This is a genomic window from Lachnotalea sp. AF33-28, from assembly GCF_003477885.1.
Taxonomy (GTDB): domain Bacteria; phylum Bacillota; class Clostridia; order Lachnospirales; family Lachnospiraceae; genus AF33-28.
This window is the reverse complement of the sequence record NZ_QUEE01000002.1, coordinates 345,680-368,365: the sequence shown is the minus strand read 5'-3', so window position 1 is coordinate 368,365 and position 22,686 is coordinate 345,680. Positions and strand designations below refer to the sequence as shown.

The following is a 22,686-nucleotide window of genomic DNA, read 5'->3' as shown; positions in this document are numbered from 1 at the left end:
TTTGACTAATGCCGGCAGGTGCCACTTCATTTTTTTACAAATCATACAGATTGACCAATATCTTGCGGAGAGATCTTTGCTTTACATTCAGCGGTTTCAATGTTATATTGTTACTGAATACCTTTTTATTTTTAGATCTTCAGACAGGAAAGTGAGGTTTCTGACATCTCTATGAAAAGCAAAAAACGATATGCCGTTCTGGTCGCACTGCTTTGCGCCGCCTTAACCGCCGGCGGAATTCTTCCGGCCTACGCTTCCGGCAAGACCGGCACCGCAGCCATCACGGACAGCGATATGCAGGATGAAATCGATCAGGCAGGCAGCGATTTGGATGAGCTGGAAAGTGAACTCGGGGACATAAAAGATGAACACAATGCTCTCTCCAAGGATAAAAAGAAAGCGCAGGACTATTTGAACTCACTGACTAACCAGGCTTCAAAGCTGGAGGATCAGTTAAGCGGCATACAGGAGCAGATTCAGTTAAAAGAGCAGGAAATTGCGGATAAGGAACTTCTGATTCAGGAGACCGAAAAATCCATCGCAGAAATGGAGACGCTTCTTGCAGAAACAGAAAGCGCGATTACAAGCGGCCAGGAGGATCTGGACGAGCAGTACGACAGCATGAAGCTGCGCATCCAGTATATGTATGAAAATTCCTCCGCCATGGCCTTTCTGGAGAGGCTGATGCGGTCCGACAGCCTGGCATCTCTGCTGAACAATATCGAATACATAAATCAGATCATCACTTACGACCGGAAGATGACGACGAAATTTGAGGAAGACCAGCAAAAGCTGGTGGATCTTAAGAATTCGCTGGAAACTCAGAAGGCCGCGCTGGAAACAAACCGCGAAACACTGATAGCTGAAACAAAAGAGCTGGAGAACGGCCGCAAAGAGCTTGCGGATATGAACACACAGCTGGCCAGCCAGCAAAAAGAAGTGAACAATAAAAAACAGGCCTCCGCTTCCGAACTGCAGCAGTACATAGACGAGCTGGCCAGGGCCAACGCCAAGATCGACGATTATGAGGACCTGATCCGCGTTAAGAAGGAGTATTATGACGAACTGCTGGCCCAGAAGAAAAAGCTGGAAGAGGCGGCCGCCAAGAAGGATGCGGAAAATGCCGCCAATGATACCAATGGCAGCATCACGGTCGGAGATTCCGGCATTGACCATAATATGACCGTAAATGCTTCGGAAGAGGATCTGCTGCTGCTCTCCGCCATCATCTACTGTGAGGCCGGAGGAGAAAGCTATGAGGGGCAGCTGGCTGTGGGATATGTCATCATGAACCGCGTGCGGAGCAATCTGTTTCCCAATACGATCTCCGGAGTCGTCTATCAGAAAAACCAGTTTTCACCTGCCGGCAGCGGCAGACTGGCCACAGTGCTGGCCATGGAAATGGACCCGGATGTTAAGGGCGTGGTCACCGATTCCTGCCGCAGGGCCGCCCGTGAGGTCATAGACGGGACAAGCAATGTAGGGGACAGCTTATTCTTCCGTACCTGGAAACCGGTTCCGCAGCTGGTAGAAAACCTTAAGAATAACAATATTCCCTATCAGATCATCGGGAACCACATATTCTATTACCGCTGGATCGCTTACAATAAGCCGGTGAACCCCACCACGGCTCCGACCACAGAAGCGCCTACTACGCCTCCGCCTACGGAAGCACCCACACCAGCGCCTACTGCGGCTCCAACTACAGAAGCTCCGACCGCCACGGCGCCGCCGGCCACTGAGCCTACCGAAGCGCCTTCTGACAGCTCCGCTCCTTCAAGTTCACAAAAGCCTTCGGAAAGCAGCGGCCAGACAGAGTCTTCTTCTGGTGCAGAAAGTCTATCGCCTACAGATGAAGCGCCATCCAACGATTAAGCCTTCCGTGCATGACAGCTGTCTGATACGGTATAAAATCGGCCCTTCCGTCATTCATGAGTTGAATGGCGGAAGGGCCGTTTGTTTTATCTGCTGTGAATCCTGCTGTAATATTGGGAAGGTGTTTCCCCCTTATATTTTTTAAACAGCTTGCTGAAATAGTACTGATCGTCAATCCCGATGCAGCCCGCCGCTTCCTTGACCAAAAGATCCTGGCAGGTAAGCAGCTCCGCCGCTTTGTTGATCTTATACTCATTTACATAATCGCTGATTGTTTTTCCGGTTTCCTTCTTGAATACTCTGGTCAGATAGGAAGGGCTGAAATTCACATACCCGGCCAGAAAATCCAGGGACAGTTTCTCCTGGTAATGCGCTTCAATATAATCCAGAACCACCCTCACCTCGTAGGAAGTCTTTTTCTGTCCCGCAGCGGACCTCAAATACAGGCAGGTCTCCTCCAGAAGCTGCATCGTCTGGGTCAGGGAAACGGCATTCTGGATCTTTAGGTACCACCGCCCAAGTTCCTCCGAGTTCAGCTCTCCCGAAAAATCCAGAACCGCAGCTGTCTGGGCAAGGCCCACCTCCAGCCATTTTTTAAGGAGATCCGGATCCAGATACGTTTCTCTGCAATGGCGGCCGATCTCCTCCAGCACCGTTTTCAGACCTTCCTCATCAAAACCGCTGACGCCGCGCAGAAGCAGCTCTCTGATATCCAGCTTCAGCTCCCTGCTAAATTCCGGAAACCGCTCTCTTTTCTCACTCGCCATAGTCACCGGCTGGGTCCGTTCCTGATAGTAAGCATGCTTCGACAGTTCCCATAAGCTCTCAAATACCGGCCTCATTTCCTGATAAGAGGTAAAGGCGCCGCTGGCATAGACCGTATAGCTGCAGTTGGTATAAACCTTGATGCTGGAAAGCATCTTTTCCAATAAGAAAACCGAATCAAGCAGTTCCGCCCTTCCGATCACCGCGTTATTGCCGTTTATAATATGTACCGTACACAGATAAAAGGGATCCCCCAGCACCTCCTCAATGATATTGCTCACAAAATTCTCTTTTTCATTTTCTGCGCCCTCATGCACATCGCCGCAGATCAGATACAGCATACAGTAACGGCCTACGGGAAAATTCTTCTCCAGCAGATCCCGGTCATAGGAATCGCCCTGCAGATAACGCCGGATCTGTCTGGTTATGCTGCCGTACTGATAGGTGGCATCCGCCGCTTCTAAAACAGGTTCCGCTCTCCTTTTGCGTGACTCCGCAAGTTCCTTCTTAGCCGCCTCCAAAACCTCCAGCAGGTTAGCGCCGATCAGAGAATTTTTCAGTATATAGTCAAATGCTCCCATCTTCATAGCTTCCCGCACCATCTCGAATTCCGAGTAATTGCTAAGCACAATGATGCGCCCGTCATATCCTCGTGCCTTCAGCTCCCGGATCAGCGCGATACCGTCCATCTCATTCATAACCAGATCCGTGATAATGATGTCCGGCTGTTTCTCCGCCACCAGCTCCAGCGCCCGCTTTCCGTTAGAAGCGATGCCCACAAAGGTCATATCATACTCTTCCCATTTTATTATATTCTGCATTGCGATCCGCACGATCGCCTCATCATCCACCGCTATGACTCTGAACATAAGAAAGTCCCCCTTGATTTTCTTCTCTGAAATTCCCGCGAAGTGTTTTTGTTCAATAAGACGTCCCTTCCTCTTGAACCAAAAACGGCAGTGTAAATATCACCTCGGTGCCTTTTCCAGGCACGCTGTGTATCTCATAGCCATATTCTTTGCCGAAATAAAGTGCTATCCTCTCAGCAACATTGTCCATACCGATATGAAAGCTTTTCTGACGCGTGTCCTTCGCGGCCGCCGCAAGCGTTTCTTCATTGAAACCCACCCCATTGTCCCTGACAGTGATGATAACATCCTGTCCGTTTTCCGATCTGACAGCGCTGATTTCAATTAATCCCTTTCTATTAAGATTCGAAATACCATGTATAATGGAGTTTTCCACCATGGGCTGCAGAAGCATCTTAAGGATATACGTATCCTCCAGCTCTTTCGGAAGGGCAATATGAACATCAAAATATTCGTTAAAGCGTATCTTCATAATCGTGATATAGTTTTCGATATTATGGATTTCCTCTTTCAGCGTCACATATTCCCTCTTGGAGATGGCGCTGCGCAGCAGCTCCGACAGGGCATTGATGCCGTGGGCTACATTGTCGCACCGGCTCATTAAAGCCACCCATTTCAGGGAATCCAGTGTATTGAAAAGGAAATGCGGGTTGATCTGAGCCTGCAGGAGCTGCAGCTTCATCTCATTTTTATTTTTCTCATTCTCCTTAATCTCCTCAATCAGATCGCCAATCTGACTGATCTGGGCGTTGTACGCGTTAGCCAGCGTTTCGATCTCTCCGGACTGCTTGCTGCCGTTAAAGGGCATTAGGGAAGCCGGGTCCGCGCTACGCATATGGTTTACCAGCGCATCCAGCGGTTTGAATATGCTGTTGGACAGTGCAAAAAAGACCACAATGATCACAAAAAAGGCAAGTATGCCGGCCAGCAGCACCATTTTAAAAAAGGCGTTGGATTCTGAATTGAGATAGCTGTCTGCCACCAGCCCGACCAGCTGCCAATCCGTCTGATCGATCTTGGCATGCACCACGGTATATTTTGTGCCGTCTTCCGAGCTGGCGGTAAAGAAGCTGCCTGCTTCCCAGACCTCATCCTTTGCATCGGGCAGGAAAGACAGCTTCGTCCCAATCGCATCCCGCTCATCATTCACCGCTGAGGATACAACATCGTTATTTTTATCCAGAACCATAATCCGCGCATTTTCTCCCAGATACAGGTCGGAAAACAGGTTTTTGAAATAAGTTTCGGATATGCTGACGATCAGGTAACCCACACGCTCCGTCCGGAACCGGTAGTTGATGGCCCGGGTGGTGATGATATAATTGGTCTGTTTCCGCCCGATATCCTTGATATAAGACCAGACGGTCTTGCCCCCAGCCACATCCGCAGTCTCCATGATCTGCTCAATATATTTGCCGGTGCTCACATCATAGCCCTCGTCAAACAGAAACTGCCGGTCATCGGTGATGATATTGATCGCTTTAATTGAATTGAGAAAATAATACTTGGACGCGATAAAAGCCTCTATCTCCTTATGTATCCGCAGAAAATCCGTATCTGACAGTTGATCATAATTGCAGAGAGCTTCATAGATCGTGTCATTGGTGATGATTTCGTCGCAGAGCTTAAATACATTGTCAATGGTCATGGACATGATATTTCCCCGCTCTTCTATCATCTGCTGATACGATATCTGCAGCCGGTTCTTGGATATATTGGCGAATGCCATATTGATTGAAACGCCGACGAGGCTCATGATGCTTAGGACCACGATAATCATCATTAGAAACATATTGAATTTCAGACGGTGCTGCCGGTAAAATTTCACGCTGCGAGTTCCCCCTCCCGCTTACATCTGACGATACACACAATATCTACAGCGCATATCATGCATTTTTCGGATGGTTTTAAGTATACCACAGAATTTATATAAGAGCAAATCGGGCTAAATATACAATATAATAAGATTGAATATTTAAAACTGAAATGTTATGCTTAAAGCAGAAAGGCGTTGGCATATGATCTTCTTTTACTTACGGAGGTGTATTTATGAAGTCCTATCGAACATTTTTTATGGCTGCTGCAGCCTCTGCCGTTTTTGTATTGTTGGTGATTATCGCCGCTATTTTTAAACCGGCCAAAGCTTCGGCCGGTGAGTCAAACATGTCTGAATTAGGCGCCATGTGGGCGGCGTACGCGCAAGGGGATCACTTATCTTCGGATGGAGAGACATATTACGCGATTGGAAAAACAATAAATATTCCAATGGATGAAATGGATAGAGCTGTTGAATATTATCAGATTGGCGGCCGCAGTAACGCGGTCGCTCTGGCGGATCAGTATGTAAAAGAAAGAAATGCTTTATATGCCGCCGCTCTGGCAAATGGCTGTACGGCAACAGAGGATGAAATCAGACAGTATCTGGATGAGTTGAGAGACATGTTATACCGTTCCGAAAATAAAGAGGATATATTTGCCGTTATACAAGGATTTGGATCCGAGGATGAATATTGGGCTTATGAGTATACTGTATATCAGAAAGAGTATCCAATCATAAAGTATACGGAGGCTCTGCGGGATAATTATCTGGATAATATGAACGGGTCATATTCTGAAGAGGGCTGGCAGACGTATTTTGCCGATGTAAAGAATGCCCTGGTACAGGATCAGGTTTTTGTTATAAACGCCGAATATACCAAATAAAAACAGATAAGCCTCCCATTGTGTAAATGTTAACAAAATGTTAAGAAATATTTATATTTTTTGTGCGATAAAATAAAGCCTTCTGTGATACAATTAAAACAGATGAGAACATCTGATCACTGCGTGAATCACAGGATATGAAATTGGGTGCGATAGTTGAACAATTACCTTTGGGGGCTGATTATGACGGTTTACGAAGCAATTTACAACAGAAAATCAGTAAGACGTTTTAAGATAGAGCCGCTGGCGCCAAAGCTGCTGAATCATATTGAAAGATTTGAGAAGGAACTGCTGCGGCTCCATCCGGAAATTGGTTTTCAATTTGTTATACTGGATACCTTCGACAGCGATATGACGGTTCGGGGAATGTTTCATGTAAAAGCGCCGTATTATTTGGTGCTTATGGTGGAAGATAAACCCTATGCTATGCAGGAGGCCGGATATCTGGCGGAACAGGTTGTGCTCTACATGACTACCAAGGGCATCGGTACCTGTTATCAAGGAAATGCAAAAGCGGATGGCCTTGAGGTGCCCGCCGGCATGAAACCGGCCATGATCATCGCCTTCGGCATGCCGGACGGCAGCCCTTACCGGCCGGAAAGTAAAGCCAAGCGTCTGGAACTGAATGAGATCTGCTCTTTCAAGGAAGCGGTTTCCGATGATGTAAATACCCTTCTTAGGGCCGCCCGTATGGCGCCTTCCGCCCTGAATACACAGCCCTGGAGGATGGTGGCATACGGCAACCGAATCCATATCTTTTCCAGGAAGAAATATGGACTAGGGTACAATGCCGATCTGCAGAAGTTTGATATAGGCATCATGCTGTCCCATATTGCGGTGGCGGCGGAAGAACTCTGGATGCAGGTTTCCTTAAAAGAGATGGATACGGTATCTTTAAAGTCCTTCAGCCTGAAAAATAATGAATATGTCACCACAGTCTGCTTAAGCTGACAGCATCCGGTACGAACGGCCGGAAATATACAACGTTTAAAAGGGGCAGGATATATCAATACGGCACAGCCTTACTGATATATCCTGCCCCTTTATCATGCAATAACAGTCCGGGAACAATACCCGTCCGGGAATTTACAGCAGTTCTTCCATCCTGCTCACCAGATCGTCAAATACTTTCATCGCCGACATGATGGGCGCCTTCTCATTCATATCCACTCCGGCCATTTTCAGCAGATCGATAGGATCCTTGGATCCGCCGCCTTGTAAAAAGCTCATATAGGCCTCCACCGCAGGCGCCCCTTCGGTCAGTATCTTCTGTGAGAGCGCGATGGCAGCGGAAAAGCCGGTTGCATACTGATATACATAGAACGGCCGGTAAAAGTGAGGAATCCTCGCCCACTCCATGTCAATCAGTTCATCCACCTCCATATCCGGTCCGAAATACCGCACATTTAAGTCATGATAAATGCTGCAGATCTTATCGGCGGTCAGGCTCTGTCCGCTCTCCAGCATCTGATGGGTGATTTTTTCAAATTCCGCAAACATGGTCTGGCGGAACAGAGTTCCCTTAAAAGTATCCAGATAGCTGTTGATGATATATGCCTTCTCCTGATCGTTTTCTGCGTGTTCCATCAAATAGTGGTTCAGCAGCGCCTCATTGCAGGTGGATGCCACTTCCGCCACAAAGATGCGGTAATCCGCATAGCAGTATGGCTGGCTGGCCGAAGAAAAATAGGAATGAAGCGCATGCCCCATCTCATGGGCCAGTGTAGAAACATTGTCCAGCGTATAGTTAAAGTTCAGCAGCACATAGGGGTGAACGCCGTAGACACCGTTGGAATAAGCGCCGCTTCTCTTCCCCTTGTTCTCATATACATCGATCCAGCGGTTGTCAAAGCCTTCCTGAAGCACATTGAGATAATCCCCGCCCATCGGAGCCAGGCCCTTTTTCACCAGCGCCTTAGCTTCTTCAAACGTATACTTTTGCTCGTAGTCCTTTACAATCGGTGTATATACATCGTATAAATGCAGCTGATCCAGTCCCAGCACCTTCTTGCGCAGCGCCACATAGTGGTACATCGAAGGAAGATTCTGATGAACTGTTTCAATCAGATTGTCATATACGCTCTCCGGTATATTGCTTCCGGCCAGGTAATAAGCCCTGGTAGAACTGTATTTTCTGGCTTTCGCATAGAACATGGCCTGCCGGATATTGGCCTGGAAGGATGTAGCCAGCGTATTGCGGTAAGCGCCATAAGTCTTATAGACAGACTCATACGCTGCCCTTCTTACGCGGATGTCCGGGTTTTCCAGATAGGATATGAAGGTTCCATGGGTTACAGGTACCGTCTCTCCTCTTTCGTTTTCAATCGGCGGGAATGTCAGATCCGCGTTATTGAACATTTTATAAATATTGGAGGAGGCTTCTGTGACAGAGCCAGCCTCTGCCAGAAGATGCTCCGCTTCTGCCGACAGCGTATGATCCTTATCCCGGAAAATCAGTTCAAAAATCCGGTGGTACCCGGCCAGTTTCGCATCCTCTTCCATGAACCGATCCACGGTTTCCTCTCCCACCGCCAGTATCTCCACCGGTATGAAGGAAGAAGCGCTTCTCACCTTCACGCGCAGGTCATCCGCTTTCTGCTGAAGTGTCTGAGCTTCCGAATTGCCGGTATCCTGATCCAGCATCTGAAAGGCATAGCTGTCGAGCCTGTCCAGTTCCTCGCAGACAGAATCATCAAAGGCAAGACAGCCATACAGCATATCTGCAGACTCCCCAAGACGGCCTCTGAATTCATCATAACCGGCGCATTTTTCCGCAATCCGGTTCCACGCCGCTTCCCAATCCTCCACCGTCGGATAGATATCCGCCAGATTCCAGGTATCTTCCGGCCTGCATTCGCTTCTAAGCAGCATTTTCACTTCTCCCATATTCCTTACCTCTTTTCTTTATAAAGTCAAATTTAGTTTCTGCCATGGTTATGGCGATAAAAATCAGCACACAGCCGACCACCATGCGTCCGCTCATCCATTCACCCAAAAACAGTATGGAAAACAGCGCTCCAAACACCGATTCCATGGACAGAAGCAATGACGTGGTGGATGGATTTGTATATTTCTGGCAGACGTTCTGCAAAAGAAACGCCAGCATTGTGCTCCCAAGCCCCAGATAAAGCATGCCGGTGATCATATCGGGCGCCAAAGCCCCCATCGGGAATCCGCCGTCCATCGCCGGAGCTAAAAGCCAGGACAGCAGCGCCGCCACAGCGATTTGTACCACCGTAAGCAGCACCGGGTCCTGTGTTCTGGCATAACGGTCGATAAAGATCATATGCAGGGCATATCCCAGCCCACAGATCAGCGTCAGCACATCCCCCACATTCATGGACAGATCCCCGTTCAGTGAAAGGAGCCCGATTCCCACAACCGCCAGAAATGCGGCACAGACGCAGTACTTATCCGGCTTTTTCCGGTTGATCAGCCAGTGGAGAAACGGAACGATTACCACATATACCGTTGTCAAAAAGGCGTTTTTACCGGCTGTCGTATACTGTATGCCAACCGTCTGAAAAAAATAGCTCAAAAATAAAAAAATACCGAGAAAGGCACCACACCGCAGATCACGGCGGCTGATGTTCTTAAGCCTTCGCGCAAATATAATCATCAGGCCCAGCGCTGCTATGGTGAAACGGAATGCCAGCATATACACAGGCGGTACGCTGTCCACCGAATTTTTCACAATCACGAACGCAAAACCCCAGATCAGCGCGGTTCCCAAAAGCCCCGCTTCAGACAGCCGCATGATCTTCTTATCTTCCAACTTATTCATTTATATTATTCTCCCGTTTTTGTTTCAGTCTATTCGGCGCTGTTCCTTTACCAGCGCTGTAACGTCCCGGAAAGCCTCATCCTTTGCACTCCGCATCAATTCATACAAAAGCGATTCCGATGTGGTCAGATACGCGCCCTCCATCTTCATGCGTTCCAGCGCTGTCTCCCGGTCCTCACTGCGTTTGGATGCGACACAGTCCGCCGCAACAACCGGCACATAGCCCTGTCCGCACAGATCCACCACCGTCTGCAGCACACAGATATGGGCTTCAATCCCGCAGACTGCCACGAAGCGGCGCCCGGCCTGACATCCGATATGCTCCCTGATTTTTTCATTCTCCAGACAGCTGAATGTAATCTTGTCAAACGCGGTCTTTGTGCCTGCCGCTGTCAAAATCTTTGGCACGGTCCTCCCAAGTCCCTTGGGATACTGTTCGGTGACCGTAACCGGCACGCCAAGAAGCCTAAGTCCCTTAAGAAACATCGCCGAACGTTCCAGCAGGCGCTCCTTCTCCTGCATAACCGGCACAAGTTTTTCCTGATAATCCACTGCCAGACACTGTATGCTGTCTTTCATAATTCTCATCGCGTTCCTCCGCATGCGCTCTTTCCGCTGATTTTAACCTTACTGTTACAAGCTGTCAAAGAGAAACGGCGAACCACTTGACACATCTGCTTCCTGCCGTTAAACTTTAAACTATGTGCAAGAAATGAGAAAGGTCGATCCCATCATGAAAATTCAAAAGCTAACCAAACTGTCGCCCAATCAGCTGAAAAGAGTCGAAAAATTAATCCGTGACTGCAAAGACTATGAGCCGGTCACGCTCACGCCTTCGCTGACCAACGAGATGAATTATTCCAGGGAACTTCCCTGTTTCTATCTGCTCACGGATCAGGGCGAGGTATTAAGTTTTCTATCCCTGTTTCTGCCGGATCCTTCCTATGGGGAGGCCATCGCCTTCACTCACCCCATGGCCAGAAGACGCGGTTTTTTTAAGCGTCTCTGGGATGAGGCGCTGAATGAGCTGATCGATATTATAGAAGATATGGAACTTCTTTTTGTCACCGACGGCAATAGCCCGGAAGCGCTGGCCGCTCTGGAAGCCATGGACGGCGAATACCAGTATACGGAGTATATACTGGAGAAAAAAACCGCCCGGGATTCCGGCCCCATAGCAGAGGATTCCGGACTGCCTGCCATGAGCCTGCAAAAAGCCGATGTCTCCTCACAGGAGGATTTCAGCCGTGTCTGCAGTCTGCATGAAGAGATTTTCTATGACGGACAGACAGGCACTTTAAAATTTACGCAGGAAGCCTTTCGCTCACCCGACACATCCACCTACTATATTCAAAACAAAGACAGGTGCATCGGGCTGTGCCATCTCACTTTAAGTCAGGGCTCCGCTTATCTTTACGGGTTCGGCATACTGCCTGCACTTCAAAACCAGGGCTACGGACGCGCCGCGCTGCGGCTTTTATACGCTTCTCTGCCCGAAGGCACGGACAGGCTGTGGCTGCAGGTGAGCAGTCTGAATGAACCGGCCTTCAGTCTCTATACCTCCGAAGGCTTTCAGGTCCGGTCCAAACTCGATTATTACTATTAGGCGCTTTAAAGCCGGACCGTCTCTAAGCGGTCCGGCTTTATTAATTAATCGAAGGATCCGACAAGATGCGCCACCGGCGCATTTGACCGGATGATCAGCTGCGGATATCCAGCAGCTTCTGCTTTAACTGATTTTCAATCCTGCCTAGCTCTGCTTCCGCCTCTCTTCTCTTCTGACGCCCTTCATCCTGGATACGGATCACCTCATCCAATGTACTGATCAGGCTCTCATTGGTAACCTTCAGTGTTTCGATATCCACAATGCCGCGTTCGGATTCCTTGGCGGTTTCCACCGTAGCCATCTTTAAGGTGGCGGCATTCTTCTTGAGCAGTTCGTTGGTCATATCCGTGACCTCACGCTGCGCCTGTGCGGCCTGCCTGCTGTGTGCAACGCCCAGTGCCAGCACCATCTGGCTCTTCCAGAGCGGTATCGTATTGACCAGCGTGGACTGGATCTTTTCCGACATCAGCGTATCGTTATTCTGTACCAGACGGATCTGCGGAGCCATCTGTATGGATATAATACGTGTCAGCTCCAGATCATGCAGTTTCTTTTCAAATCGGTTGCAGAGAGAGGACAGGTCATTGGCAGCCTGGGCATCCTCGGGCAGTCCGCTCTCCTTCGCCTTCTGCATCAAAGCGGGCAGGTCCGTGGTCTGTACCTGCTCAAGTTTTTTCTTGCCAGCCAGGATATACATGGACAGCTCTTTAAAATACACTTTGTTCAGCTCATACATCTTATCCAGCATCGCAACATCTTTTAACAGCTGCACCTGATGATTCTCCAGAACCGTACAGATCTTATTGACATTCACTTCCGCCTTGTCGTATTTGGCCTTCATGGCGGTCATCTTGTTGGCGCTGCGTTTCCAGAATCCAAAGATCCCCTTTTCCTCTTCCTCAATTTCGAAACTCTTGAGTTCCGTCACCACTCCGGACAGCAGCTCCCCGATCTCTCCGAGATCCTTGGTTTTTACATTGTCCAGTGCGGACGCAGAAAAATCGGCGATCTTTTTCTGAGCGCCGGAACCGTATTGGAGGATCATATTGCTGTCGTACAGACTGATCTTTTCCGCGAAATCGCTGACCATCTGCCGCTCCTGCGGGCTTAACTGGCTCTCATCTAATACCTCCGGTTCCTTCTTCTCCTCCGGTATGGCCATGGCGGCCGGCGCTGTCCCCTCCTCTGTGACAGGATCCAATGTCAGGGTGGGGGCTGCCTGTGTATCGAAATCAAACTCCATATTCTTTTCCTCCTCTCATGTCACCACCCAAGGGTTGATGACCTGCGCGCATAGCCGCGCCGTTTCTCCGGTATCTGCTACGAATTAAAATCGCTGCCGGTAAGCCCTTCCTGCTTCAGCATGGTTTCCAGCACGGAAATATCCGTGGACACATCCATCACCGCATCCTCAAACAGGCTGTCCAGCAAATTAGCAAACGCTGTATTAATTGTATCCAGTGTATCTTCGATTTCTTTTTTTGCCGCGGCTACATTTTCACCCGCCACCGACTGCTGGTCGAACTCGCAGTAAGCCTGCACCAGCTTCAGGGTTGTCGGCAGATAATAGCTCATAAACTTCCTTATATCGGCAAGTTTTTCCGGATGCTTCTGCACATAGTCAAAAATCTTTGTAACGATATGCTCCAGTCTGGTCAGCTTTTCAGAAACCACAGGCCCGGGAATCCGGTCGTTGGCCAGGCGGATCTGCCGGATATACTCCTGCCCCTCCTGGATCGCCGTCTCAAGCTCCTTTGCAGGTTCCGATTTCTTCGTCTCTTCTTCGGCCTCCGGCACAACATCCGAGCGGACTGCCTTTTCTTCCAGCTCCCTGTATTTCGCGCTCTCTTTCGCACGGAGGTACTGGCCATACACCTCGCTGGTGAGCATCAGACAGGTTTTTTCATCATCCAGATGACCCTGGGGAAACATTCCGAGACGGATCATTTTCCGAAGATCTTTAACAACAAACTGCGGGCTCTCCCCCACACTGGATGCCAGCTCTTTGACAGAACAGAAACTGCGTCCCTGAAGCTGTGTCAGATACCTGCGGTAACGCTTCAGCCGACCCCTGATATGGAAACCGCCTCCGATCAGACCGAGGCTGACCGCTGCAGCCGGCAGCGTAAATCCAGTCAGATAAGGAACTGCGCTGGCAAATCCGTCCGATACCCAGGATATCACAGTCCCAAGAAGGGACAGGGGCAGAACGGAGCCCATAAGGATAAATCCAAATACAAGAAATAAAACACTGGCCACTCTCCCTGCCGGTTTGCGCGTATAAACCGCGGGAAGACGCCTGGGCTGACGATATGCGCCCTGTCCGCCGCCCGCGCGGGAACTCTGTGGGTGTACCGCAGCACCGCCTGTATTTGCCGCATTGTTTGGGCGGTAAGGGATATCCGGCCCGCCTTTTTTGCCCATGCCTTCACTGATTGCGTCCCGTATCTCCTGTACGGTATCCTGCATGGCGCTGCTCATGTATTTCTTCATATTCTTCACAGAATCCGAATTGAGGGCATTCTGTACCGCAGATTCTATCTGTTTACCTAAATCCGAAAAATCATTATTTGTCATGTTTCACTCCGCCAAAGATATTTCCAAGCCACAGCCGGCCAAAAAAGGGATGGACAGCCAACACTAAATATCATTATAGATGCTCTCCCCTATTTTCGCAATACTAATTTTGCAGCTTCTATACTTCATGCAGGCTCTTAAATCCTTCCCCAAACACTTCATTGGATTCCGTCACGATCACAAATGCATCCGGGTCGAGCTCTTTGACCACCCGGCGCACCTGCACTGCCTGGCTGTTGTTGCAGGCGCACATCACCACCTTTTTCTCATCCATGCTGTAGGAGCCCTGAGCATTTAAAAATGTGGTGCCTCTTCCTGTCGTATTGACAATGCCCTCCGCCATAGCCGCAGGATGATCGGTTACAATAAAAACCAGTTTGCCGCTGCCGATATTATACATGATCTTATCGATGATCATCGTGGTTGCGGCTGTAGCGATCAGGCCCAGGATCACCGCATCCAGGTTGCGGAATACCACCCCGCCAAGCAGAATCACGCAGCCGTCCACCACCAGCGTAAACTGCCCTATGGAAAACTGCGGGAACAGTTTGCGCAGCGCCATCACCAGAAAATCCGTGCCGCCGGTGGAACCGCCCCTCAAATAGACGATGGAGAGGCCTGCGCCGGACAAGACGCCGGTACATATGGCCGCAATCAGAGGTTCTCCCTGGTAGACCGGGAAAAACGGAACCACAAGGTCCAGCATCAACGAAAAGATCAGCATGCTTTTAATGGATTTGATCATGAAACGCCGCCCCAGAAGCTTATAGCTGATAAGCAGGATCGGTATGTTCAGCAGGATGCTGGTAATACCCATCGGCGCCTTAAACAGATAGTTTATGATGATCGCCAGGCCGGAAACACCCACAGGCGCAAATTCCGCGTTTGCCGCAAAATTGTAAATGCCCAGATCAAACAGCAGCGCGCCTGCCAGATCACAGAGCACATCGATGGCCAGTTCTCTGGCCTCCAGTCTTTTCACTCCAAATTTTTTCAATCACAGTTCTCCTTTCTCTGCGGGGGATTGTCCTCCCGCACATACCATGCGCTACAGAAGGCCGAAATGGCGCAGCGCTTCGCACAGCCCGCCCTTCTCAATATCATCCGTAATATAATTTGCAGCCGCTTTCACACTCGACTGCGCATTGCCCATCGCCACTCCGATACCCGCGTATTTCAGCATGTCCACGTCATTTTCACCGTCTCCCACCGCCATGCACTCGCTGGGGGAAATCTGAAAGTGCTTCAGCATTTTCTCCACGCCCACACGCTTACAGCCATCCGCCGGTATGATATCCGCCACGGTATCGGACCAGCGCGAGATGCTGCAGTGCGGCATGCTGGACATAATCAGCTTTTCTTCCTCCATGCTCACATAGGGCACCACCTGATATATATCGGCACAAAGCGCGCGGCTTATGTCTTCTATGGGCGGTATATCCAGATCCACCCTCTCCTGTTCTTTTATCACACGCTCATTCACAACATTGATATAGATATCCTGCCGCTCCAGGAATACGCAGGGAAATGGGGTTGTCCTAAGAAGTTCAACCAGGCTCTTTATATCGGACGCCGGGATCGGATGTTTATGAATTACCTGCTGCTTTTCACCGGCGATACAGTACTGTCCGTTAATCAACACATAGCCGTCAAACGGCACGCCCTCCAGCAAATCCCCCTTCGCTGTCCGGATATCCTGCATATGCCGGCCGGTTGAAATAAAGATGCGGATGCCTTTTTTCTTAAGCGCAAACAGCGCTTCTTTCGTATCTTCACGCATCCTGTGTGTATCCATGCTCACTAGAGTTCCGTCTATATCAAAAAAAGCCGCTCTGATCATAGTTTACCGCATTTTCTGCAGCCTAAAGCAGCCGCTTCCTCCATATTTAAAGACTCAACAATCGGCAGCACCTCGTCCAATGTATCTATATAGTAATTGGCGAGAGACTGATCGAAATTAAACCGGTCATCCCGAACAGCCGCCACCGTCATGCCGGCGCGTGCCCCGGCCGTAACGCCGTAGGTAGAATCTTCCACAGCAAAACACTCCGATGGCATACAACCCAGTTTTTCTGCCGTATGCAGATATATCTCCGGATTCGGTTTGCTTTCCCGGAACATATCTCCGCTGATTATATACCGAAAATACCCTTTAATCCCGCATTCCGTCACCACACGCTCGATTCCTTTTGTGTCGGTTGACGATGCCAGCGCTGTCAGATATCCCTTTTCATTCAGCGCCTTAAGGAGCGGCACCGCTTCTTTTCTTAAGATATCCGGATAACTCACATTGCAGGACTCCCACAGCATCTTATATTCCTCATTAAAAGAAACAGAGTCCATCGGTTCTCCTGCGACTTCAAATACAATTTCCTTTGTCCTGCGGTTGGTGGAACCCACAATGGGAAACAGATCCTCTCTTTTCACCCAGGGGTGTGTGACCGCCAGTTTTTTATACATTTCATCCAGATAGACAATCTCACTGTCAATCAGAACTCCGTCCATGTCAAAAATTACCGCTCTTATCATATAAACCTCCTGAAGCTGTTCTTTTATCCCTCCGCACACCCAATATCCTACCCCGTGCACTATTTTGTTTATTGCCTGCCGCAAATATGCCAGTACACTAGCAATCATATTCGGATTCCTTCCCGTTGTCAACCGGATTTGCAAAACTGCGGGCCTTATGCGGGCTTATCCGGATACCGGATGAAAAAGGATTCCGCTCACGGTCTTCTCCGGCTAAGACGGACCGCCCTGTTTTCCTATTGAACAGAAAAATCCCCTGCATATATTGCATCCCGGGATGCTTCAATATATGCAGGGGATTTTTCCTTCCTATTCATACCGTTTCGGTACAGCCTGCAGGATCAGATTCCGTCTTCCTCTTCCTCCTGTACCACAGGCTCAAATACATAATTTCCAACCTGCTGCTGGCCAATCTGTACCAGCTCCTGTGTGAGGGCATCCATATCCACCGGGTCATCCCCGCTCATCATGTAGCGCATGGACAGCTCCACTGCCATCCCCAGATTGGTACCGTAAATCACACGGTATTTGTCATTTCCCAGGGTCAGGGTCACCGCATTTTTAAATGGAGATCCGCCCAAAATATCGCAGAGGATAAAGATCCCGCTGCAATTCTCAAGACGGGCAAATGCTTCCTTCAGATGATCCTGCAGGTCCTCCTCCCCGTCTCCGGATTTAAAATCCACCCCCACCAAAAACTCCTGCTGTCCTGCCAGCAGCTCAATCGCACTGGTGATTCCGGTGGCAAATTCTCCGTGTCCTGTTACAATCATTCCCAGCATACTAAATACTCCTTTCCGCTTCAATCATTATAAACCACAAAATCAAACCGGTGCGTATTGCCCGGATAGGTCTCCAGACTGTAATCCATCGGTCGTTCAAACTGGTCAAAAGTGATGCTCTCGATCAGATGGATCGGCCCCTTTCTCTCCACATGCAGCAGAGGCGCCAGAGAAGGCTTAATGATCTCCGCCCGCATGGAGCGGACTGCCCGGATCGGGTATATCCCATATTCTTCCTTCATCACCTTATAGAGGGATTCATGGTTGTAATCATGTTTCTCTATTCCGGGAAAACGTTCCATCGGAACATAATTCTCAATATAGGTGAAAGGCTGTCCGTCCGCATAACGCATCCGTTCCAAATGGAGGCAGCGCTGCCCTCTCTCCAGATTCAGCTTACTAAAGATATCCAGGTCAAAAGGGATCTCTTCGATCTTTTTTAAGTCTGTGCCCGGTTTCATGCCGGCAGCCGCCATCTCCTCACCGAAATTCATCAGGCGCATGATAAATATCCCGCGATCTTCCATGGATCTTACAAAACTACCCCTGCCTCTCTTTCGTTCCAGCATGCCGTCCTTGACCAGATTGTTATATGCCTGACGCACCACCGGCCTGGAGATGCCGAACTGCCTGCAGATCTCATCTTCTGTGGGCAGCTTCTGGCCGGGCTTAAGCAGACCTCCCCTCATCGCTTTCACCAGACACACCTCGAGCTGCTCATATAATGGTATAGAGCTGTACTTGTTAATCCGGATAAAATCGGCTTCCATATGGATACCTCCCGCCGTCCTGCAGCTCAAACAATGGCCTTATAGCCAAAGCCTCCTTCCACCAGACAGTTTTTAGCCGAATAAGCGGCTCCGTCTGCCAGCGCCTTGGCGATAGCCTCCCTATGCATTCTTTTCCCCTTTTTCCACCCCTGGTGTGCGAGGCTTAAAATAAACGCGGTGATAAATGCGTCTCCGGCGCCCATCGTATCCACAGGCTCCACATAGACCACTTCGCCTTTCAAAAGGGTATCCCCATTGGATACATACTGTCCCTTCGCCCCCATTGTGATGACCACATGGCCGGCCCCTTTTTCATGAAACCTGCGGCAGAATACCTCCGCCGCCTCTACATCCATGGGTTCGCAGGAAAACAGCGCCAGATCCAGATACGGACATACCTTGTCCAGATATTCATCCGTCCTGTACTTATCCTTAACAGAAAAATCATATGTCAGAAGCGCCGGCAGATCCGCAAGCTTCCTGATCTCATCTTCCATCTTGGCATTGCAGCAGCTGTGGATTACATCAAAATTCCTCATATAATCCAACTCCCAACCCCCTAATACCATCGGTCCGGACCAATGGTTTCCAAGCTCAACGCTCACAAAGCTGCGCTCTCCGTCCGTCACGGTATAGTCGCAGTATTTCGTGGTTCCTCCGGCAATGACCGCGCAGTGTGAGAAATCCACGCCAAATTGTGTCAGCGCATCCCTGATCACCTCTGACATCTCATCGTCTCCGAGATTTCCCAGATAAGCGGCTTCTTCGCCCAGTATTGCGGCATGGGCCGCCGTATTGACCGCATTGCCGCCGGGATACATCACTCCCAGGTTGGAATAATAATCAATCACATTGTCTCCAAGGCCCAGAAACTTCATCAATATTCACTCTTTCTGTAATATCTTCTGATATCCAGGGAATGGCCTGTAATCACTTCGATATTCTTGCTGATTCTCTGCAGCACCGCCGCCATCACCACCGGCGACAGATACCTGCGAAACTGATCGCTTATGCCGGGCAGCGTATAATCCTTCGTATCAAAACAGGTCAGCTTTTTTGTATGCTGCATGGCAAAGCGCTTCACCCTCTCGTCCATCGGCCTCGTAACACCTTCCGTCAAAAGAAGTGTCACGCACACATCGTCCTCCAAAAGCTCAATGGTGCCGTGAAAGAATTCCGGCGAACTCACGGACTTTGTGCGGATCCACTGCGATTCCTCCAAAACACACATGGAATAGGAATAAGCCGTAGGCCACAGATCCCCCGAACCGATCCAGATGTTATAGGGCTCTTTATGGTATTTCAGCGCATAATCCCTGCATTTATCATCCGCCTCTTTGCGGACCTGAACCAGAGCGGCAGCCAGGTTTTTCAGATCATCTGCAAAGGCCGGATATTCCGGAAAATCACCGTGATTATATAAAAGCCTGCCGATCAGCAGATAGAACACCAGCTCCTGCGGGCGGCCTTCCTTATAGACTACACAGTAATCGGACAGATCCTCCAGGGGCGAATCCGCCACACCGTTTACAGAAACCAGACGGACGCCTCTCTCCTTCAGATACTTTGCCGCGGCCACCGTCTCCTTCGTGTCACCGGACTTGGATGTCAGAAACGCTACCGAACGGTCCGTCAGGCGGTTGCTCCCCATCGCCATCAGATCGGCCGAAAGCATTGCATCCACCGGAATCTTCGACATCTGATTCACCCAGATCTCAAAGGGCTGCATCATCGCCATGGAACCTCCGGAGGATGTAAAAAGCAGAAGATCATATCCCTCTTCTGTCAGTTTATCCGCAATTCCCTCAATTTTCTCTCTTTGATTGTAAATGTACGCTCCGTTTTCCAACATTTTGTTTTCGTCAAAATTAATCATAACCAATCCTCATTCATATGCCGCATCCTGCGAACCGCGGCATCAAGCTTATGTAAAATATTCCCCTTCCACATTCTCTTTTAATACGCCCCCAAAAGACGGAAATGCTCCCCATGTCCGCCTTTTTACTTCAAACGGATTCTTTACAAACACCCCTGTTTTTGCAAGCAGGGGTGTTTGTAGGTATGACTTACTATTTAATTATCCCTGCTGTTTTCAATCGGATACATCGTCTCTGAAATTACATAACCTTCAGGAATGACAGCGCAATTGACAGTAAAATAATTAAAACAATCAGCATCAGGGTATTTACATGTTTCTTCTTAAACAGCCAATACAGGAAGAAAACAAATCCCAGTGGCAGAATGTTGGGCATAATTGAATCGAAAATACTCTGAATTGCAACACCGCCGGGTGCAACCAGTGTTTCCGCAAATGTAAAGGAAACATAGCTGGGAATCAGACCGCCGACCACCATCATACCGAGGATACCTGCTGCTTTAGTAATTGCGTTCGCGTTCTGGCTGATCATATCAACCGCGCCAACACCCATGTTATAACCCATACGTCCGAACCAGAGCCTTGAGAAGCAGGCCGCCGCCCAGATCAGTATGTAAAGAATCGGTCCTAAAACGGAGCCGTTGCTCGCCAATGAACAGCAGATCGCTGCTGAAATGGGAAGCAGGGTGAACCAGAAAATTGCATCGCCGAGGCCGGCCAGAGGGCCGAACAAACCGGTCTTAATATTTTTGATCAGAGCGCGGTCCTGTCCGTTCTCCTCTAAGGAGAGGATCAGGCCCTGCAGGAATGTAGCCATATGGGGCTCGGTATTGATAAAGTCCATATTGTTCTGCATAGCCGCAGCGACTTCTTCTTTCTGATCGCCGTAAATCTTCTTGAATCCGGGAATCATACCGAGGACGAAGCCCGGCGCCTGCATTCTTTCAAAGCTGAAGCAGGACTGCTCTAAGATGGAAAGCAAACTCATCTTATCAATATCTTTTTTTGTTAATTTTTCTCTAGATACCGCCATCGTCTTCACCTCCATCCGGAATTGCCGCAACGGGGCTCTTCTTCTCACTGTCCTTTAAGAAACCGATAAATGCTACCGCAACACCTGCAACGGCAACGGGCAGGATGTTGTTCAGGCTTAAGAAGGTAGCCATTAAAAAGCCGATAAACAGGTACGCAATGTTCTGCTTTTTCAGCATTACAACCAGCAGCAGGGTAAGACCAACTGCAGGAAGCAGACCGCCTGCAACCTCAAATCCGTGAATCAGCCATACAGGGAACATTTCTACGAAACCGGAGATCTGTTTCTGCAGAGCAAATGCGGAAAGGAAGGTGATCACGGCGTAAAGACCCGCTTTAATCACAACTCCGGTAAGAGTGATCCTGATGAATTTCTTGTCATCAGCAGCGGCCGCTGCACGGTCCAGCGGTGCCAAAAAGCCGGCAAACGTTGTGTTACAAATAATACCAATCCACTGAGCCAGCAGGGCGAACGGAAGGGACAGACCCAATGCAGCTTCAGGGGTTTGTTTTGCGGTAAATGCGATTACCGTAGTCATCATACCGGCCATTAACGGATCCGGCGGAACAGTTCCTCCGACTGTCAGCAGCCCCAAATAGGAAAGCTCTGCAACTGCGCCTGCTGCCAATCCGAGTTTGACATCTCCCAGCACAATACCTGCAAAGAATGCCACAACCAGCGGACGGAACCAGTAAAAGGCTTCCCAGCAGGCATCAGCACCGCAGATAAATGCGATCAGGGCAAGCAATAGCCCTTGTACCAATGTGATTTCCATACACATATCCTCCTTGTAGATTCTATTATTTTAACCGTGAAAGCCGTTCTCCTCTCACGGCAAAAATCTGTTTCATCCAATGAACATATCTGTTACTTCACCTCAAAATCGTGCTTCTTATCGCCCGGAGCAATCTGTATATATACATCCACTCCCTTATTGCGGATAAATCTCAAATCCTCCAGATCCTGATCGTCCACATACACATGCGCTTCATTTGATAAGCGCTTGCCCGGCGCAACATGCATGTTGCCGATACAGAGCTTATCAATCGGCACTCCGCCTTCCAACAGAGTTCTGGCGGACTGCGGTGTTCTTACTACAATAAAAATTTTCTGTGACGGGGATGCTTTATGGATAACATCAATGGTCTTCTGCAAAGTGAAGAAACGGATACCCACCCCGGTGGAATCCGCGGTCATCTTCATAAGAGACTGCTGAACGGGGTCAGCCGCCGCGATATCATCCGCAACAACAATCAAATTACATCCGATCGCGCCTACCCATGAACACCCCACTTGTCCGTGAACCAGACGGTTATCAATCCTTGTCAATAGAATATTCGGCATAATGTCTTCTCCTTTCGTCTGCTTGACACCTTCTATAACCAAATAATAATATTATTACAAGCGTTTGTCAATATGTAATTACAAACTTTCAAAAAATATGTGAAACCTATTGATTATTTCTGCGTCTTTGTTATAATAAGTGCATAAAAGTTTGTTATTACAATACGCTGTTG

Annotated in this window: 21 protein-coding genes; 4 read left to right on the top strand and 17 right to left on the bottom strand. The window is 49.1% G+C overall.

Going from position 1 to position 22,686, the window contains the following annotated elements; translation table 11 throughout:
• Nucleotides 1-171 precede the first annotated feature (171 nt).
• Nucleotides 172-1,875: a cell wall hydrolase gene (locus tag DWZ56_RS04065; protein ID WP_118555106.1), complete on the top strand. Its 1,704-nt coding sequence runs from the start codon at nt 172-174 to the stop codon at nt 1,873-1,875.
• 86 nt (nt 1,876-1,961) lie between these two features.
• Here DWZ56_RS04065 and DWZ56_RS04060 read toward each other — a convergent pair whose 3' ends face one another.
• Both DWZ56_RS04060 and DWZ56_RS04055 read right to left on the bottom strand, forming a co-directional pair.
• Complete coding sequence (locus tag DWZ56_RS04060; RefSeq protein WP_118555105.1) at nt 1,962-3,509, bottom strand: response regulator transcription factor; 1,548 nt, start codon at nt 3,507-3,509, stop codon at nt 1,962-1,964.
• Between the two features lie 52 nt (nt 3,510-3,561).
• Nucleotides 3,562-5,337, bottom strand: a complete 1,776-nt coding sequence (locus DWZ56_RS04055) for a sensor histidine kinase (RefSeq protein ID WP_118555104.1) — start codon at nt 5,335-5,337, stop codon at nt 3,562-3,564.
• A 221-nt stretch (nt 5,338-5,558) separates the two neighbouring features.
• Between DWZ56_RS04055 and DWZ56_RS04050 the strand changes: the two genes are divergently transcribed.
• Nucleotides 5,559-6,212: a hypothetical protein gene (locus DWZ56_RS04050; RefSeq protein ID WP_118555103.1), complete on the top strand. Its 654-nt coding sequence runs from the start codon at nt 5,559-5,561 to the stop codon at nt 6,210-6,212.
• 183 nt (nt 6,213-6,395) lie between these two features.
• Nucleotides 6,396-7,163, top strand: coding sequence for a nitroreductase family protein (locus tag DWZ56_RS04045; RefSeq protein ID WP_118555102.1), 768 nt, complete (start codon nt 6,396-6,398; stop codon nt 7,161-7,163).
• Nucleotides 7,164-7,298: 135 nt separating this feature from the next.
• Here DWZ56_RS04045 and pepF read toward each other — a convergent pair whose 3' ends face one another.
• From pepF to DWZ56_RS04030, 3 genes are read right to left on the bottom strand one after another with little or no spacing between them, the layout of a single operon-like run.
• A complete protein-coding gene (pepF, locus tag DWZ56_RS04040; protein WP_118555226.1) occupies nt 7,299-9,083 on the bottom strand; it encodes an oligoendopeptidase F in 1,785 nt (594 codons plus the stop codon).
• Nucleotides 9,073-9,996, bottom strand: a complete 924-nt coding sequence (locus DWZ56_RS04035) for a DMT family transporter (protein WP_118555101.1) — start codon at nt 9,994-9,996, stop codon at nt 9,073-9,075. The genes pepF and DWZ56_RS04035 overlap by 11 nt, the downstream gene beginning before the upstream one ends.
• A gap of 24 nt (nt 9,997-10,020) precedes the next feature.
• On the bottom strand, nt 10,021-10,584 hold the full coding sequence (locus DWZ56_RS04030) for an isochorismatase family protein (protein ID WP_118555100.1): 564 nt from the start codon (nt 10,582-10,584) through the stop codon (nt 10,021-10,023).
• A 145-nt stretch (nt 10,585-10,729) separates the two neighbouring features.
• On the opposite strand from DWZ56_RS04030, the gene DWZ56_RS04025 reads away from it, so the two are divergent.
• Nucleotides 10,730-11,602 (top strand): GNAT family N-acetyltransferase, encoded by an 873-nt coding sequence (locus DWZ56_RS04025; protein WP_158584437.1) that lies wholly within the window; start codon nt 10,730-10,732, stop codon nt 11,600-11,602.
• Between the two features lie 94 nt (nt 11,603-11,696).
• On the opposite strand, the gene DWZ56_RS04020 is transcribed toward DWZ56_RS04025, so the two are convergent.
• The 12 genes from DWZ56_RS04020 to agaB form a co-directional block, all read right to left on the bottom strand.
• Nucleotides 11,697-12,845: a toxic anion resistance protein gene (locus DWZ56_RS04020; protein ID WP_118555098.1), complete on the bottom strand. Its 1,149-nt coding sequence runs from the start codon at nt 12,843-12,845 to the stop codon at nt 11,697-11,699.
• A gap of 77 nt (nt 12,846-12,922) precedes the next feature.
• Nucleotides 12,923-14,179: a 5-bromo-4-chloroindolyl phosphate hydrolysis family protein gene (locus DWZ56_RS04015; protein WP_118555097.1), complete on the bottom strand. Its 1,257-nt coding sequence runs from the start codon at nt 14,177-14,179 to the stop codon at nt 12,923-12,925.
• Between the two features lie 118 nt (nt 14,180-14,297).
• The gene (locus DWZ56_RS04010) at nt 14,298-15,176 is read right to left on the bottom strand and encodes a YitT family protein (RefSeq protein WP_243095049.1); all 879 of its coding nucleotides are present in this window, start codon (nt 15,174-15,176) and stop codon (nt 14,298-14,300) included.
• 51 nt (nt 15,177-15,227) lie between these two features.
• Entirely contained in the window at nt 15,228-16,019 is a 792-nt protein-coding gene (locus DWZ56_RS04005) for a Cof-type HAD-IIB family hydrolase (protein ID WP_118555096.1), read from the bottom strand.
• Nucleotides 16,016-16,708 carry an HAD family hydrolase gene (locus DWZ56_RS04000; RefSeq protein ID WP_158584436.1) on the bottom strand — a complete coding sequence of 231 codons (693 nt, stop codon included), beginning with the start codon at nt 16,706-16,708 and terminating at the stop codon, nt 16,016-16,018. Before DWZ56_RS04000 ends, DWZ56_RS04005 begins: the two co-directional genes overlap by 4 nt.
• A gap of 341 nt (nt 16,709-17,049) precedes the next feature.
• Nucleotides 17,050-17,490: a PTS system fructose subfamily transporter subunit IIA gene (locus DWZ56_RS03995; protein WP_118555094.1), complete on the bottom strand. Its 441-nt coding sequence runs from the start codon at nt 17,488-17,490 to the stop codon at nt 17,050-17,052.
• Nucleotides 17,491-17,510: 20 nt separating this feature from the next.
• Complete coding sequence (locus DWZ56_RS03990; RefSeq protein WP_147369380.1) at nt 17,511-18,260, bottom strand: GntR family transcriptional regulator; 750 nt, start codon at nt 18,258-18,260, stop codon at nt 17,511-17,513.
• Between the two features lie 26 nt (nt 18,261-18,286).
• Nucleotides 18,287-19,138: a PfkB family carbohydrate kinase gene (locus DWZ56_RS03985; protein ID WP_118555092.1), complete on the bottom strand. Its 852-nt coding sequence runs from the start codon at nt 19,136-19,138 to the stop codon at nt 18,287-18,289.
• On the bottom strand, nt 19,138-20,136 hold the full coding sequence (locus tag DWZ56_RS03980) for an SIS domain-containing protein (RefSeq protein ID WP_118555091.1): 999 nt from the start codon (nt 20,134-20,136) through the stop codon (nt 19,138-19,140). Before DWZ56_RS03980 ends, DWZ56_RS03985 begins: the two co-directional genes overlap by 1 nt.
• A 241-nt stretch (nt 20,137-20,377) precedes the next feature.
• A complete protein-coding gene (locus DWZ56_RS03975; protein WP_118555090.1) occupies nt 20,378-21,169 on the bottom strand; it encodes a PTS system mannose/fructose/sorbose family transporter subunit IID in 792 nt (263 codons plus the stop codon).
• Entirely contained in the window at nt 21,156-21,944 is a 789-nt protein-coding gene (locus DWZ56_RS03970; protein ID WP_118555089.1) for a PTS mannose/fructose/sorbose/N-acetylgalactosamine transporter subunit IIC, read from the bottom strand. Before DWZ56_RS03970 ends, DWZ56_RS03975 begins: the two co-directional genes overlap by 14 nt.
• Nucleotides 21,945-22,036: 92 nt before the next feature.
• Entirely contained in the window at nt 22,037-22,513 is a 477-nt protein-coding gene (gene agaB / locus DWZ56_RS03965) for a PTS galactosamine transporter subunit IIB (protein ID WP_118555088.1), read from the bottom strand.
• Nucleotides 22,514-22,686 lie beyond the last annotated feature (173 nt).

Coding starts and splice junctions, on each gene's coding strand:
- DWZ56_RS04065 (WP_118555106.1), top strand. CDS start 172: ATGAAAAGCAAAAAACGATATGCCGTTCTGGTCGCACTGCTTTGCGCC.
- DWZ56_RS04060 (WP_118555105.1), bottom strand. CDS start 3,509: ATGTTCAGAGTCATAGCGGTGGATGATGAGGCGATCGTGCGGATCGCA.
- DWZ56_RS04050 (WP_118555103.1), top strand. CDS start 5,559: ATGAAGTCCTATCGAACATTTTTTATGGCTGCTGCAGCCTCTGCCGTT.
- DWZ56_RS04045 (WP_118555102.1), top strand. CDS start 6,396: ATGACGGTTTACGAAGCAATTTACAACAGAAAATCAGTAAGACGTTTT.
- pepF (WP_118555226.1), bottom strand. CDS start 9,083: ATGCTGCTTAGAAGCGAATGCAGGCCGGAAGATACCTGGAATCTGGCG.
- DWZ56_RS04035 (WP_118555101.1), bottom strand. CDS start 9,996: ATGAATAAGTTGGAAGATAAGAAGATCATGCGGCTGTCTGAAGCGGGG.
- DWZ56_RS04030 (WP_118555100.1), bottom strand. CDS start 10,584: ATGAGAATTATGAAAGACAGCATACAGTGTCTGGCAGTGGATTATCAG.
- DWZ56_RS04025 (WP_158584437.1), top strand. CDS start 10,730: ATGAAAATTCAAAAGCTAACCAAACTGTCGCCCAATCAGCTGAAAAGA.
- DWZ56_RS04020 (WP_118555098.1), bottom strand. CDS start 12,845: ATGGAGTTTGATTTCGATACACAGGCAGCCCCCACCCTGACATTGGAT.
- DWZ56_RS04015 (WP_118555097.1), bottom strand. CDS start 14,179: ATGACAAATAATGATTTTTCGGATTTAGGTAAACAGATAGAATCTGCG.
- DWZ56_RS04005 (WP_118555096.1), bottom strand. CDS start 16,019: ATGATCAGAGCGGCTTTTTTTGATATAGACGGAACTCTAGTGAGCATG.
- DWZ56_RS04000 (WP_158584436.1), bottom strand. CDS start 16,708: ATGATAAGAGCGGTAATTTTTGACATGGACGGAGTTCTGATTGACAGT.
- DWZ56_RS03995 (WP_118555094.1), bottom strand. CDS start 17,490: ATGCTGGGAATGATTGTAACAGGACACGGAGAATTTGCCACCGGAATC.
- DWZ56_RS03990 (WP_147369380.1), bottom strand. CDS start 18,260: ATGGAAGCCGATTTTATCCGGATTAACAAGTACAGCTCTATACCATTA.
- DWZ56_RS03985 (WP_118555092.1), bottom strand. CDS start 19,138: ATGAAGTTTCTGGGCCTTGGAGACAATGTGATTGATTATTATTCCAAC.
- DWZ56_RS03980 (WP_118555091.1), bottom strand. CDS start 20,136: ATGATTAATTTTGACGAAAACAAAATGTTGGAAAACGGAGCGTACATT.
- DWZ56_RS03975 (WP_118555090.1), bottom strand. CDS start 21,169: ATGGCGGTATCTAGAGAAAAATTAACAAAAAAAGATATTGATAAGATG.
- DWZ56_RS03970 (WP_118555089.1), bottom strand. CDS start 21,944: ATGGAAATCACATTGGTACAAGGGCTATTGCTTGCCCTGATCGCATTT.
- agaB (WP_118555088.1), bottom strand. CDS start 22,513: ATGCCGAATATTCTATTGACAAGGATTGATAACCGTCTGGTTCACGGA.